18 protein-coding genes are annotated in these 13,030 nt (G+C 43.0%); 2 read left to right on the forward strand and 16 right to left on the reverse strand.

The annotated features are described in order from the left end of the window. Window positions 1–13: 13 nt before the first annotated feature. From accB to GGQ95_RS05290, 14 genes are all read right to left on the reverse strand, one after another. On the reverse strand, window positions 14–523 hold the full coding sequence (gene accB, locus GGQ95_RS05225) for an acetyl-CoA carboxylase biotin carboxyl carrier protein (RefSeq protein WP_183186457.1): 510 nt from the start codon (window positions 521–523) through the stop codon (window positions 14–16). Window positions 524–1,067: 544 nt separating this feature from the next. Continuing rightward, window positions 1,068–1,652, reverse strand: coding sequence for a SpoIIIAH-like family protein (locus GGQ95_RS05230; protein WP_044744686.1), 585 nt, complete (start codon window positions 1,650–1,652; stop codon window positions 1,068–1,070). A gap of 16 nt (window positions 1,653–1,668) precedes the next feature. Beyond that, complete coding sequence (gene spoIIIAG / locus GGQ95_RS05235) at window positions 1,669–2,304, reverse strand: stage III sporulation protein AG (protein WP_044744478.1); 636 nt, start codon at window positions 2,302–2,304, stop codon at window positions 1,669–1,671. Further along, entirely contained in the window at window positions 2,288–2,920 is a 633-nt protein-coding gene (spoIIIAF, locus tag GGQ95_RS05240) for a stage III sporulation protein AF (protein ID WP_066145754.1), read from the reverse strand. Before spoIIIAF ends, spoIIIAG begins: the two co-directional genes overlap by 17 nt. Before the next feature lie 14 nt (window positions 2,921–2,934). Continuing rightward, window positions 2,935–4,101 carry a stage III sporulation protein AE gene (gene spoIIIAE, locus GGQ95_RS05245; RefSeq protein WP_183186458.1) on the reverse strand — a complete coding sequence of 389 codons (1,167 nt, stop codon included), beginning with the start codon at window positions 4,099–4,101 and terminating at the stop codon, window positions 2,935–2,937. A gap of 16 nt (window positions 4,102–4,117) precedes the next feature. Beyond that, window positions 4,118–4,501 (reverse strand): stage III sporulation protein AD, encoded by a 384-nt coding sequence (gene spoIIIAD / locus GGQ95_RS05250; protein WP_066145761.1) that lies wholly within the window; start codon window positions 4,499–4,501, stop codon window positions 4,118–4,120. Window positions 4,502–4,523: 22 nt separating this feature from the next. Beyond that, window positions 4,524–4,730, reverse strand: coding sequence for a stage III sporulation protein AC (spoIIIAC, locus tag GGQ95_RS05255; protein ID WP_027407755.1), 207 nt, complete (start codon window positions 4,728–4,730; stop codon window positions 4,524–4,526). Between the two features lie 16 nt (window positions 4,731–4,746). Next, a complete protein-coding gene (spoIIIAB, locus tag GGQ95_RS05260) occupies window positions 4,747–5,259 on the reverse strand; it encodes a stage III sporulation protein SpoIIIAB (RefSeq protein WP_066145764.1) in 513 nt (170 codons plus the stop codon). After that, window positions 5,256–6,179, reverse strand: coding sequence for a stage III sporulation protein AA (gene spoIIIAA, locus GGQ95_RS05265; protein ID WP_066145767.1), 924 nt, complete (start codon window positions 6,177–6,179; stop codon window positions 5,256–5,258). The genes spoIIIAB and spoIIIAA overlap by 4 nt, the downstream gene beginning before the upstream one ends. 33 nt (window positions 6,180–6,212) lie before the next feature. After that, complete coding sequence (locus tag GGQ95_RS05270) at window positions 6,213–6,494, reverse strand: YqhV family protein (protein ID WP_044744484.1); 282 nt, start codon at window positions 6,492–6,494, stop codon at window positions 6,213–6,215. A 313-nt stretch (window positions 6,495–6,807) separates the two neighbouring features. Further along, window positions 6,808–7,365 (reverse strand): elongation factor P, encoded by a 558-nt coding sequence (efp, locus tag GGQ95_RS05275; protein ID WP_044744485.1) that lies wholly within the window; start codon window positions 7,363–7,365, stop codon window positions 6,808–6,810. Window positions 7,366–7,392: 27 nt separating this feature from the next. Further along, a complete protein-coding gene (locus GGQ95_RS05280; RefSeq protein WP_080862323.1) occupies window positions 7,393–8,454 on the reverse strand; it encodes a M24 family metallopeptidase in 1,062 nt (353 codons plus the stop codon). Next, on the reverse strand, window positions 8,442–8,900 hold the full coding sequence (gene aroQ / locus GGQ95_RS05285) for a type II 3-dehydroquinate dehydratase (RefSeq protein ID WP_066145773.1): 459 nt from the start codon (window positions 8,898–8,900) through the stop codon (window positions 8,442–8,444). The genes GGQ95_RS05280 and aroQ overlap by 13 nt, the downstream gene beginning before the upstream one ends. A gap of 74 nt (window positions 8,901–8,974) precedes the next feature. Then, on the reverse strand, window positions 8,975–9,484 hold the full coding sequence (locus GGQ95_RS05290; RefSeq protein WP_183186459.1) for a YqhR family membrane protein: 510 nt from the start codon (window positions 9,482–9,484) through the stop codon (window positions 8,975–8,977). Between the two features lie 726 nt (window positions 9,485–10,210). On the opposite strand from GGQ95_RS05290, the gene GGQ95_RS05295 reads away from it, so the two are divergent. Beyond that, complete coding sequence (locus GGQ95_RS05295; RefSeq protein ID WP_183186481.1) at window positions 10,211–11,143, forward strand: DUF1385 domain-containing protein; 933 nt, start codon at window positions 10,211–10,213, stop codon at window positions 11,141–11,143. Window positions 11,144–11,165: 22 nt separating this feature from the next. Continuing rightward, window positions 11,166–11,540, forward strand: coding sequence for an SA1362 family protein (locus tag GGQ95_RS05300; protein WP_066145783.1), 375 nt, complete (start codon window positions 11,166–11,168; stop codon window positions 11,538–11,540). A 15-nt stretch (window positions 11,541–11,555) separates the two neighbouring features. Here GGQ95_RS05300 and GGQ95_RS05305 read toward each other — a convergent pair whose 3' ends face one another. Both GGQ95_RS05305 and mntR read right to left on the reverse strand, forming a co-directional pair. Continuing rightward, window positions 11,556–12,440, reverse strand: a complete 885-nt coding sequence (locus GGQ95_RS05305) for a patatin-like phospholipase family protein (protein ID WP_066145786.1) — start codon at window positions 12,438–12,440, stop codon at window positions 11,556–11,558. Window positions 12,441–12,536: 96 nt separating this feature from the next. Beyond that, window positions 12,537–12,965 (reverse strand): transcriptional regulator MntR, encoded by a 429-nt coding sequence (gene mntR, locus GGQ95_RS05310; protein ID WP_066145790.1) that lies wholly within the window; start codon window positions 12,963–12,965, stop codon window positions 12,537–12,539. Window positions 12,966–13,030 lie beyond the last annotated feature (65 nt).

Below are 13,030 nucleotides of genomic sequence, written 5' to 3' on the forward strand. Positions count from 1 at the left end.
GCTCGTCCTCTCCCTATTCAGTTTTTACAAGGAATAAAGGCTGTCCATATTCGACGAGCTGCCCGTTTTGCACAAGAATTTCTACAATCTCACCGTTAACTTCTGCCTCAATCTCATTAAATAGCTTCATTGCTTCAATAATGCAGACAACCGTATTTGGCTTTATTTTATCACCCGTCTTCACATATGGCGCTGCATCTGGCGATGGAGCTGCATAGAATGTACCAACCATCGGAGAAGTAATTTTATGTAAATTTTCTGCTTTCACCGCTTCTTGCTTCGGTGCTTCTGCCGGCTTTGTCTCCGGAACAGCTGGAGCTGCTTCCACCTGTGGCGCTGCTTCTTTCACAACAGCTACTGGTGCTGGTTCTACGACTGCTGCTTTTGCAACCGCTTCAACCGGGACGCTTCCATTTGGCTTCTTCATATGAACCTTTACTCCATCATGCTCATATAAAAATTCCTCAATACTAGATTGGTCAATAAGTCGAATGATTTCGCGAATTTCTTGAATTTTCAACATTGTTCACACCTCTCGCCCCAAAATAATTTCATATACTACCATCATACGACAGACCTTCCCTCATATTCAACTGTAGAATTTAACTAGGCTATTTGATTTATTACCTAGTCATATAAACAATTTCTATTATATAGCATAAAAACAATTTTTCCACTGTAAAAATAAAATGTCTCTTCATTTGATATATGAACACTGGTAATACTAGAGCTTGATTCCTCTATATATGTTCCAGATGTGAGTAGGGATAATCGCGACTAACCAACACGAAGTTCTTTATCCCCCACTCATGCCATAAGCATTGAAAGGGGCGATCAGCGAGGATAAGAAAAGCGCAAAGCGTCCGCCAAGGAGAGCTCGAACTAAGCCAAGCTTGATTCTGCGGCGGGCGGGACTCCACGTGTCGCCGCCGCAGTGTGGGGCAGATCCGACTCGAGATGATGGCGCTTGAAGCTAGACAGCAGCGTATTTTTTTTGAAAAGTCTAAATACAAATTCTGCGAGGATAAAAAAACTGGCATCCTTTTGGAAGCCAGCTCTTCGCTTGCTTATTTGACGGGCTGAAACTCGACAGCTATATCCTGCATATCCTTCATCTCGCTTTTTACAAGCTGGATAATTTCATTAGCCGCTTTTGTCGAGCTTTGTTTTGCTTTTACCATTACTCTTACTGTGTCGCCATCAGCACGAACGAGTACGTCTTCGTATCCACCCTTGGATTTAATTAATGTCTCTAATGTTGCCTCTTTATTAGCGATCGTTTGAAGTTGTTGCATTTTTTCATATGCGTCATTCTTTTGCTCCGGTGTTGTGTTTGATGAAGTAACAATGGTATTTAATTGATCTCGCTGGCGGCTGCGTTCATCCTCAATTTGTAAGCGCAATGCCGTAAATACATCGTCATCGCTCGTAGCGCTTGAAGTGACCTTTTCATCCTTTGCCTCCGCTTCATCCACCGCGACATTTGCCTCTTCTTTTGTAGAAGCTGTTTTTTCTGTTTGGTTTGTTTGATTTTGCTCATCCGTAAAAGCAACGCGATCATTCATATCTTTTGGCGCTGTTACGTAATACACCGATAATACGACAACTAAACTCAACATTGTTAATAACCAAACTGTTTGCTTTTTTAACATTTCCATCGATCCTCCCCTATTTTTTTGGCAGTACAGCAACTCGGTAGCTCGGCACATTTAGCACACGCGTTACTGCTTCTACAATCCACTGTTTCACCTGCAGATTATCCGCTCCTTTAGCTACAACAAGCACCCCGCGAATATCTGGTTTTTTCGTCGTTACGACAATCGGTGTTTCTTTATCGCCATCCTGTATAATGACGACTTGTTCATTTGATGAATAATTTTGAATTTTACGTGTCCCGCCTTCTTTGTCTGTTTCATCCGTTGTTTGCTGCTGAGTTACTTCGTTTTTTTCTAATATTTGCATCTCTGTAGCATCCACGTTGACAACAACTTTGACATCACGCACTCCTTGAATATCTTCAAGCGCTGATTTTAGCTGCTCCTCGTAGCGTTGTTCATATTCGGCAATCACCTTAGCTTTCGTGTCCTTGTTGCGTCCAAAGGTCTCGACAGCCTGCTCATCCGTCTCCTGTTTTAAAGCGGCGACAGAGTCCGCCGGTGCCGCATCATTTTTCCAATTATGGCTCATTAGCATAAACAAAACACCAAGCAGCAGTAGCACAAAAACGTAAGAAATCGGCGTTGCCTTCTTTTCGCCAGTTCCTTTTTCTTGTGGTTCTAGCCAGCGTTTAATGAACGGAAACATCCCCCCATTCCCTCCCCTCGATTTGTACATCGATTTTTTCTTCATGTACATCCCATTTTGCTGCAAAGAACGAAGCGAGCTTTTTTGTTTGTTCGGTTTCTTCAGCTGATGGTTCAAGCGATTTCGCCGTATCAATCACGACAGGCTGAACCGCTTCGGGATCTTGCGATTTACTTACAATGACTTTAATGGTTTGAATATCATCAGGAATTTGTAATGATTCATGTTCATTTTCTTTTGTTTGTACAACAATTTGTTTGACAGTCAATCCATATTGCTTCATCAACTCCTCAGCTACTTGTTTTTTCATCTGGACAGCCGTTTGTTCTAAAATATATGCACGTTGTGAGGCTTGTATTTCTTTTTTCTTGTTTTCTAGTTCATTTTTCATCATATCTTGCTGTCCGTAGTCTTCCTCTGTAATGGCAGCGAGAAAACGATTGACATCAATCGAGAAAATATGTAAAAGAGGTGATAGCATAACAAGAAGAAGAATCAGTCCGACCACCATTTTTACATATTTTTGAAAAGAAGAGGAAGGGAGCAGCAAGTCGATAATCGTCGCAAATAAGATGAATAGAATGATATTGGTAACCCACTCTGTAATCACATGCATCCCGTTTCCCCCTTCTACCGCACCATCATCGCGATATTTCCGGCTGTAATGATCACAGTTAAACTAAGAAAAAACATCAATGATACGATTGCTAATGCTGCAAAAACATAAGTAATGCTCTTGCTTATCACATTCAAGCACGATATAATGGCGCCGCCGCCAAGCGGCTGTAAAACCGCAGCTGAAAGCTTATAAATAAAAGCAATCACAAAAATCTTTAAAGCCGGGAAAATGACAATCATTAACAAAAGTGCTACCCCGACAATACCTACCGCGTTTTTCAATAACATAGAAGCGGTGACAACGGTATCAGCTGCATCCGTAAACATTTTTCCAACGACAGGAACAAAATTTCCCGTGACAAACTTTGTCGTTCGTAAAGCAATGCCATCGGCAACGGCCGAGGTTGTCCCTTTTACAGACATAACGCCAAGAAAAACCGTTAAAATGGCGCCGAGCGTCCCAACGGCTACCTTTGTGAGCAAATCGGCCAGTTGCGTCACTTTGTAATGCTCAGACATCGTGCTGACAATTCCTAATAGCGCTGCCAAAAATAAAAGAGGGAGCGTCACATACTGTACAACCACTCCAGTTGTATTCATTAAAAATAGAATGATAGGATGAAAAAACGCAGCAGAGATTAATCCGCCGGAAGAAGCGAGCAAGGCTAACAAAAGAGGGACCATGGCAACCATAAAATGCGTCATTGTCTGGATGGCTTCATGCGCATACTCCATCGCGAGACGAAAGCTATTTAAAGCAATAATAATGAGCACCATATAGACAACGGCATAAGCTACCTTACTAACCGCCTGCTGCTCAAAAGCCGTTTGTAGCGACTGCAAAAACATGCTAAATACGGTTAATAAAATAAGCGTACCAAGAAGTTTCCCATTCATTTGCAACTCGTACATCAGAAATTTGAGCAACGCCAGAAGCCATTCTTTCATCGACCACTCTTTTTGTCCTTGCAAAAACTGGACAAGTGATCCTTTTTGACTTTCCGGCAAAAATCCGCCATACTTTGTCACGATTTCATTCCAATATTGCTGCACCTCATCAATTCCAAGCGCTTCTATCTGCTTTTGCATAAGCGGCTGATGATCATCGGCAGCTTGTACAATGTGCGGAATGAAAAAAAAGAAGCCGCACCAGATCAGGGATATCAACGTTTTTTTCAATCCATCACCCCCTTTGCTATGACGTAGGAATGAGCCCGATGACCGTTTCAATAATGGCGGTTAAAATCGGGATGGCCATCGCCAAAATTAAAATTTTTCCCCCCAGCTCAATTTTGGAAGCAATCGCCCCTTGACCGGCATCTTTCGAAATTTGCGCTGCAAATTCGGCAATATAAGCAATACCAATAATTTTTAAAATCGTTTCAAAATAAATCATATTAATCTTTGTATCAGAGACCATTTTTTGAAGCATATGAATAATATGGCTAATTTGATCAATCAAAAACAGAAAAATCACACAACCAACAAACACGGTCAACAAAAACGCCACACTGGATTTTTGCTCCTTAAGCAAAATGGCTAAAAACGTTGCAATCAGCCCGATCCCTACAATTTGCAATATTTGAATGGCTCTTCCCCTCCTAGCTTTGAAACAAAAATACGTCCTTAATTTTTTGAAATAAATCGCTAACAATGGAGGCCACCATAAATAAAATGTAAATGAAGCCGAGCAGCGTCACCCATTGGGCATATTCCTTTTTCCCCATCTGGTCCAGCACGGTATGCAAAAACGCAACAACGATGCCAACTCCAGCAATTTTAAAAATGATATCGACATCAATTCCCATAGCTGCTTCCTCCTAATTAGATCAATAAAATAATAATGAGCAATCCTGTGAGCAAACCTAAGCTTTTAGCCATTTTTTCATAACGCGCTTTTTTCTCTAGCGCATCTTGTTCTTCTCTTTCAAGGTGGACGATTGCTAGAGCGATCTGCTTTTGCTGGGCCATTCGATCATACTGCCCTAATGTTTCGCCAAATTGCTTCATCACTTCAAACTCCCCTTGTTTGAGCGCCGTAGCTCCCCAGATGCTTTGCAAGCTTTCCTGCCATGCTTCTTTTACGCTCGTTTCCCCCGTTTGGAGCGTTTCCGCAAATTGCTGGAAAAAACGCGAGAGAGGCAGAGGCAGCTGGTTCGCCAAATGCAAGGCAGCTTCTGATAGCGGTGTATGCCCATACATAATCTCTGCTTCGAGTGCCTGCAATGCGGTTTTTAATTGCCGCAATTGCCGCGGACGCTCGCTGAGTCTGTTGGCTGTTTCAAATCCTGTCCATGTTGTCGCCAGTAAAATAAGAAGAGCGCCAATCCATTTCATCTTCTTGCCACCGCCTCATAGAGCACCGTTCCATTTTGATCTGTGATGCGGCGAACGGTTCCTGGTCCCCGTTCGTTTGTTAATTCGATAAATCGATCAAATACACGCTGTTCAATCATTGCACGTAATGTTGGCCGTAAAGCGACATCGTTCCAATTTTTCCCATGAACTGTCGTCCAAACGCAAACTCCCGCATGAACAGCTTCTAATAAGGCTTCGCTATCCTCTATACGGCCAATTTCATCGACAATTAACACCTCCGGGCTCATCGAACGAATCATCATCATCATTCCTTCGGCCTTTGGACAAGCATCTAATACATCAATGCGGTGACCTAAATCAAATTGAGGAATGCCTTTCACACATCCGGCAATTTCTGAACGTTCATCCACAATTCCGACCTTTTTTGGAGGAATTTTCTTCATCGGTACGCCAGTGCTGACCATTCGTGCGATATCGCGGAGCAGTGTCGTTTTGCCTGTTTGCGGAGAGCCAATAATCATCGTGCTACACCAACGACCATCGTATACATATGGAATCAGCGGCTCAGCAATTCCAACTTTTTGTCTGGCTATGCGAATATTAAAGGAGGTAACATGTCGGATCGCTTTCACATTTCCTCCATCTGTAATCACTTTCCCGGCTAGTCCTACACGATGGCCGCCTTGAATCGTGATAAATCCTCTTTTCAGCTCTTCCTCCATCGCATAAATGGAATAGTGGCTAATTTTATTCAGAAGATGTGTGCCATCTTCAGCGGTCACTTCGTACGGCAGAAAATGAACCATCCCCTTCATCGTTACCTCAAGCGGTTTCTGAATTCTGATCCGAATTTCTTCGAGTTCCTCTTTCCAAGAAGGAGGCAGCTTCAAAAGAGCGGAGCTGATTGTTTTTGGCAGAATTTCGATAATCTCATTCATCTTTCCCCCTCCTTTTCCATAAGTGCACACCCCTTATTTATAGATGCCAACTAAAATCAAACCAACACCAAGGGCAATCCAAAATAATTTAGAAAATGAAAGCTCGTCCGCTACGGAAAGAAGGCCAATTGTCATCGTTACTATAAAAATAATCGGGCCGACAATGGCAAGCATCGCATTGACGGCAACCGCTTTTTTTACGTCATTGAGACAAAGCATGATGATCGCAGCAGTCAGTTCAATTGTCGCCGACAAAAAACGCATTCCAGCCATGGAAAGCACCGTTGAATCGATCATGGACAACCATCGCTTCATGGGTTCCTCCTCATAAATAAAATGATTAGTACAAACGTATGCAACGCTCATTCATTTCAGAAGCAATTTTTTGCATAAAAAAACTCCTTGCTAAAAAGCAAGGAATCAGGTGGTTGACAAAAAACGCTTTCATCCCGTGTCACTGTCCGCATTCGTCCGCTCATGAACTTCTTTATTCCCATTTCCTCTGCATTCGGATTCGTTGCTTCCCTGTTGAGCGTTTTTAAGCAGGACTGATGCGAAAAAGTGCTACAAATAAAAATGATGGTAGGCAAACGCTAAGTTAGCTTTGCCTACCATCCCTATCATTCGCTTAAGCGCGGGAAACATAAGTTCCGTCTGTTGTATTGATAATGAGCACATCTCCTTCATTTACAAAGAACGGCACTTGAACAACAAGCCCTGTTTCTAATGTAGCTGGTTTAGAACCGCCAGAAGCCGTATCACCTTTAATGCCCGGCTCTGTTTCCACCACTTTCAACTCTACTGTATTTGGAAGCTCTACACCGATCGTTTCGCCTTGATACATCATAATAAAGACTTCCATGTTTTCTTTTAGAAATTTCAACTCATACTCGATTTGCTGTGAGGAAAGCTCAATTTGCTCATACGTTTCTGTATCCATAAACACGTGCTGATCGCCGTTTGCATATAAGTATTGCATTTTGCGATTGTCAATTTGCGCACGGTTGACTTTTTCACCGGCGCGGAACGTTTTTTCTTGAATAGCACCTGTGCGAAGGTTGCGAAGCTTGGAACGAACAAATGCAGCTCCCTTTCCTGGTTTTACGTGCTGGAATTCAATGACGCGCCAAATATCGCCATCTACTTCAATCGTTAATCCTGTACGAAAATCGTTCACTGAAATCATTGACGAATGTCCTCCCACTTACAAGTATTATAAAATGATCAACTCTTTTGGTGAGCGAGTCAGCGGATCATTACCATCCGCGGTGACAACCGTATCATCCTCAATACGCACACCGCCAAGCCCTGCTATGTAAATTCCTGGTTCGACCGTCACCACCATGCCCGGCTCCAATCTTACATCAGAACGAACCGATAGTGTCGGCCCTTCGTGAATCTCCAGACCGATTCCATGACCGGTGGAATGCCCGAAATGCTCGCCATATCCTTGTTCCGAAATATAATCACGGGTCAGCGCATCTGCTTCTTTTCCAGTCATGCCCGGCTTAATTCCTTCCATGCCGCGCAGCTGTGCTTTTAATACAATATCATAAATCTTTTTTAGCTCATCGCTGACTTCACCAACCGCGACGGTTCGGGTGATATCCGAACAGTAGCCGTGGTAATAAGCACCAAAATCGAGCGTGACGAATTCCCCTTTTTCAATGATTTTGTCAGTTGCCACTCCGTGCGGTAATGCTGACCGATAGCCAGATGCAACGATAATATCAAACGAAGACGAAATAGCGCCCTGCTTGCGCATAAAAAATTCTAATTCATGAGCAACCTCGATTTCCCGTACCCCGGGGCGAATAAACTGAAGTATATGGTTGAACGCTGCATCAGCAATCTCCGCTGCTTCCTTTAATATCTTAATCTCTGAATCCGACTTAATCAAGCGTAACTTTTCAACTAAACCGGAAACAGGGACAAGCACCACTTCCGCCTCTCTTTCATAGGCTTGAAAAGTGGCATAGGATAGATGATCCTGTTCAAAACCAAGCTTTTTAATTTGAAGGCGGGCCGCCTGTTTAGCTACTTCTTCGATGATGGAACCAGCATGCTGAACAATCTCGTATCCTTTAATTTGCTTGGCAGCTTGTTCAGCATAACGAAAGTCCGTAATAAATACCGCTTCTGTTTTGCTGATCACCGCTACGCCGGCCGTTCCGGTAAAGCCTGTCATATAGCGGCGATTATAGCTGTTTGTAATCAACATTCCATCAATGCCGTACTCAGCAAAACAAGCACGTAGTTTTTCTAGTTTTTCCATGCTCTCTCCCCTTCCCCTAATTTGTCCAATAGCGCTAAAATGGCTAAGCGATATCCGGTCACGCCAAGACCCACAATTTGTCCGATCACTACCGGTGCAATGACCGACTCATGGCGGAACGGCTCGCGGGCATGGATGTTGGAAATATGTACTTCAATGACCGGGACATTAACACTGGCAATGGCATCACGAATGGCATAACTATAATGAGTAAATGCACCTGCATTTAAAATCACACCATCATACACACCATCGGCAGCATGAATTTGCTCGATGATGTCTCCTTCGTGATTGCTCTGAACGCATGCCAGTTCTGTTTCCCGTTCGGATGCAAACGAGATTAACTGCTGCTCTAAGTCATGCAAAGTTCCGCTTCCGTAAACATGAGGCTCTCGTTTGCCAAGCAAATTTAAGTTTGGACCATTAATTAAAAGAAGACGTGCCATTTCCGCAACCCCTTTTAAGCCAAATCGCCAAAATGTTTAAACAATCATATTTTAGCATAAAAAGGGTTGGACCACTACTCATTTCTTACCTGTGTTTGCTTATACTCGCTTTCTTGATGTTCAAACGAAATGGAGTAACCGATGAACAGACCATACAAAATATACAAGCAGATGGTTGTAATAACCGTATTCCGTTCAAGCTCAGAGACAGAACGCAATCCCGGAATCAGCGGATTCAGCACATAAAACACAATAATCCATAATGCCACACCGTATCCGATGCCCGCCCACATGCTTTTTATTTTACGCAACAGCACATAATAAAGTAGAGCCACTAATATAGATAATAAACCGATGAGGAAAACGGCAAGATAATTTCCCGTCTTTCCATATTTCCAATCACCAAAATTCCATGGAAGCAGAAGCATATTAGGACTTAATTCCGTAAAATGAAAAAAGCTAGCCAAATATCCCAGCAGACTCCAAAATATACCGCCGACAAATCCAGTAATCATCGCTTTCATTAACAGCGACATCGGTTGTTCACGCTGATTTTGTTCAAGTGATTGCCCATTGTCCTTCATGAATGCTTGACACCTCCTTTTTGTTAGTATGGCCCTTCATCGGCAAATTCATGACTATATATCACAAGTGTTGATTGTCCATTATTTTCGTACAGAATCATCTGGCCACACATAAGCGGTCAGCATGTCCAGTCGACAAGCAAGTGGCTCGTACAACCAAGAACCGGGCAATATTAGTTGGATCATCAACATAACTGACTATATAAATGTAACTTGGCCTCTTAGCACTTGCAGCGATAGGAAGTTGGGGACATTTTTCGACGGTTGGGCACTCCGCCGCGCTTTGGCATAACGAAGATCCGTCACCGCCTTGCATTCAGTCGTTGAAAAAATGGGACTCTGCTTTGGAATGGGCTATCGGTTCAACCTTTTAGCTGTATCTATTATAGATGCAACTTAAGACTTTAACATGTATCTGAACAATGTGGTTGAGGGACGAACAGCGCCGCTTCATCGATCCATAGATGATTCGGCTGTTCGAATTCTTGCCACATGCTCACGTGACAAAAAGCTCCCCAAAACTTCTCCGACCGTCGGTGTTCCATAGAGACCATTCGCAACAAGTTGCATTTATATCCATATAAATTAAAAAAAATTCGTTTGGCATGTCTATCCATTTTTATTTTTGGAAATGATAATCATAGCATCGACCTAGAGGTTTCTCGCTATTTCTTGTAGAATAGAATATAAATAACGAAATAGGTTGGTGTCGACACGATGGAGAAAATGATCAAACCGATATATGGCGGGCAAGCCGTGGTAGAGGGCGTGATGTTTGCAGGAAGAAAGCATTCTGTAACCGCGATTCGCCGAAAAGATCAGACAATCGAATATTTTCATATGCTTCGCCAAACAAATCCAACATTATCATTTTTAAAAAGGATTCCTTTGATTCGCGGAATTGTCGCTATCTTAGAAGCGAGCGCAAACGGCGCCAAGCATTTTCAGTTTGCTAGTGAACGCTACGATCTAGACCCAAAAGATGACGACACGCTGAATGAGCCAAAAAAAGAAAAGTCGAAGCTGTCTTTGATTCTCAGCGTAGCAGTCATTGGCGTCTTATCATTTCTGTTCGGGAAATTTTTATTCACCATTATTCCGGTGTTTTTAGCGAATTTTACAAAACCTCTTTTTCCGACGAAAACAGCGCAGGTGTTGGTGGAAGGAGCGTTTAAGCTACTGCTGTTGCTTGCTTATATTTACGCTGTTTCTCTGACGCCGTTAATTAAGCGTGTATTCCAATACCACGGAGCGGAGCATAAGGTGATCAACGCCTTTGAAAGTAACGTTCCGCTTACGATCGAAAATGTTCAGCGGCAATCGCGCCTGCATTATCGGTGCGGCAGCAGCTTTATTCTATTTACTGTTATTGTCGGTGTCTTTGTCTACTTGGCTGTTCCGACAGATCCGCTTTGGTTGAGAATTGTTAACCGTATTGCCTTAATTCCGGTCGTGCTGGGGATCTCTTTCGAAGTCCTGCAGTTTACTAACCGGTTAAGAAGCATTCCCGTACTGCGCTGGCTCGGCTATCCGGGTTTATGGCTGCAGCTGCTGACAACAAAAGAACCGAGCGACGAGCAAGTGGAAGTGGCGATTGCTTCATTTCAGGAGCTCCTTCGACTAGAAGAAGGACAGGAGGCAACCAAAGCCGTTCGGTAATTATCAGGGAGGTGGATGCGGAATGTTCCGTCGCACATTTCATCCATTGATTGGGATTGTTCTATTATTAGGAGCCTTCGGCCTGGCATTTACACTATTTTCCGAGCCGGTGATACTGCTCCGCCGCATCATCTTTATCGGTCTTACGATCGCCATTATATATGCGCTTTTTCGTTGGATTTCCCAGCGGCGTTTCAATAAAGAAAATGCCGCCTATTTAAGAGCGGTCAACCAATCGAAAAAGCTTCATGTGAACCGGGACCGAAGACCTTCAGCAAAAGCATTGTCCTATTCGAAGAAAGGAACGCACCACCGCTTACCGAAAAAACGAACATCATCCCACTTAACAGTCATCGAAGGGAAAAAAGGAAAAAAGAAGAATCGAGCTTTGTTTTAGCTCGATTCTTCTTTTTTAGTATGTCCATTTTTTTAAAAAAAGCTCTGTTTTGCGTCTGCCATAGCCGATTAAATGGTCTCTTTCCTCATCGGTCATTGAAAATTCTGTAGATAATACGTTACGAACAGGAATAAAAATAATGTTTTTTTCATGCCGCCGCGAGATGTACCGAGCATCATGCGCCTCCTTCATGGCACTGAATAGCGCTTCATACAGCTCAATCGCATTGCGAACTTGCTTTTTTGGCCGCTTATCAAGCCGAGCGCTAAGCTGAACGCCAAGAACAGGCCGCTTTTTCACCTTTTTTTCTTCATCAAAAATAAACAAAGGAAAATTGCTAAGTACTCCCCCATCGACAACCACAAATTTCCCGGCATCCGTCTGGAGCTTAACAGGCTCAAAAAAATAAGGAATGCTGACACTCATGCGCACCGCTTTTGCTACTGAAAACGTATCAGGATCAATTCCATATTGCGGCAAATCAGTCGGCAGCACCAAAATACGTCCGCTTGTTACATCGGATGCCACAATATACAAACGGTCTTTTGGCAAATCGCCGAACGTTCGAATTCCCTTGGCTGCCAGTACCTCCTCCATCCATTCCTCCAGCACCTGTCCCTTATATAATCCCATTTTCCAATATAAAAACACCCACTTCATTAATGAAAATGGAAGAACTTCCTTGCGCTTATCCAGCAGCTGCTTTAAATCCAAATGATCAATCAACTCAATCATTTGCTGGCTTGTATAGCCTGCTGCAATGAGCGCTGCAATCATTGAACCTGCGCTCGTGCCGGCGATTCGCTTTAATTGGAGCCCTTTTGCCTCGATCGCTTCATAGGCGCCCACCAGCGCGAATCCCTTTACTCCTCCCCCCGAAAGCACGATGTCAATCTCCATGCTGCCAGCCCCTCTCTGCGACGATTCGTATCTTATATATGTATAAGAGCGGAGGAAGAGATTTAGTATCAAAAATAAAAAAGAGTAAGAAAATCCTTACTCTGTCTGTTGTTCATTTTGTTTTTGAATATTGCGGAGCGCTTGAAGACGCACTGGATCTTCTTGGAAGTATTGAACGAGATCCCCAATACGATCAATAGCGTTCCAGCTCAAATGATGTTCAATTCCCTCTACATCCTGATAAATGTTCCCTTCATCTACGCCAATGATGCGCATAAATTGTTCAAGCAGTTCATGACGATATACAAGTCGTTTGCCGATTTTTTTCCCTTTAGCGGTTAAAACAAGGCCACGGTATTTTTCATATACTAAATATTCATCTTTATCAAGTTTTTGCACCATTTTTGTAACAGAGGAGGGATGAACGGACAATGCCTCGGCAATATCCGATACTCTCGCGTATCCTTTTTCTTCAATTAAATTATAAATTTGCTCGATATAGTCCTCCATGCTTGGTGTCGGCATCATAATTCCCTCCCATACTTACCCGTACTCATCCAAAAATCACAATCAGTATTATTATACCATGC

This window comes from Anoxybacteroides rupiense, assembly GCF_014196195.1.
In the GTDB taxonomy this organism is placed as follows: domain Bacteria; phylum Bacillota; class Bacilli; order Bacillales; family Anoxybacillaceae; genus Anoxybacteroides; species Anoxybacteroides rupiense.

Bases quoted from the DNA above. Each gene is read 5' to 3' on its own strand.
- GGQ95_RS05300 (WP_066145783.1), top strand. From the start codon at position 11,166: ATGTTCCGTCGCACATTTCATCCATTGATTGGGATTGTTCTATTATTA.
- spoIIIAF (WP_066145754.1), bottom strand. From the start codon at position 2,920: ATGCATGTGATTACAGAGTGGGTTACCAATATCATTCTATTCATCTTA.
- GGQ95_RS05280 (WP_080862323.1), bottom strand. From the start codon at position 8,454: ATGGAAAAACTAGAAAAACTACGTGCTTGTTTTGCTGAGTACGGCATT.
- efp (WP_044744485.1), bottom strand. From the start codon at position 7,365: ATGATTTCAGTGAACGATTTTCGTACAGGATTAACGATTGAAGTAGAT.
- spoIIIAA (WP_066145767.1), bottom strand. From the start codon at position 6,179: ATGAATGAGATTATCGAAATTCTGCCAAAAACAATCAGCTCCGCTCTT.
- GGQ95_RS05270 (WP_044744484.1), bottom strand. From the start codon at position 6,494: ATGAAGCGATGGTTGTCCATGATCGATTCAACGGTGCTTTCCATGGCT.
- GGQ95_RS05230 (WP_044744686.1), bottom strand. From the start codon at position 1,652: ATGTTAAAAAAGCAAACAGTTTGGTTATTAACAATGTTGAGTTTAGTT.
- GGQ95_RS05295 (WP_183186481.1), top strand. From the start codon at position 10,211: ATGATCAAACCGATATATGGCGGGCAAGCCGTGGTAGAGGGCGTGATG.
- spoIIIAB (WP_066145764.1), bottom strand. From the start codon at position 5,259: ATGAAATGGATTGGCGCTCTTCTTATTTTACTGGCGACAACATGGACA.
- GGQ95_RS05305 (WP_066145786.1), bottom strand. From the start codon at position 12,440: ATGGAGATTGACATCGTGCTTTCGGGGGGAGGAGTAAAGGGATTCGCG.
- spoIIIAG (WP_044744478.1), bottom strand. From the start codon at position 2,304: ATGTTTCCGTTCATTAAACGCTGGCTAGAACCACAAGAAAAAGGAACT.
- GGQ95_RS05290 (WP_183186459.1), bottom strand. From the start codon at position 9,484: ATGAAGGACAATGGGCAATCACTTGAACAAAATCAGCGTGAACAACCG.
- mntR (WP_066145790.1), bottom strand. From the start codon at position 12,965: ATGCCGACACCAAGCATGGAGGACTATATCGAGCAAATTTATAATTTA.
- spoIIIAC (WP_027407755.1), bottom strand. From the start codon at position 4,730: ATGGGAATTGATGTCGATATCATTTTTAAAATTGCTGGAGTTGGCATC.
- accB (WP_183186457.1), bottom strand. From the start codon at position 523: ATGTTGAAAATTCAAGAAATTCGCGAAATCATTCGACTTATTGACCAA.
- aroQ (WP_066145773.1), bottom strand. From the start codon at position 8,900: ATGGCACGTCTTCTTTTAATTAATGGTCCAAACTTAAATTTGCTTGGC.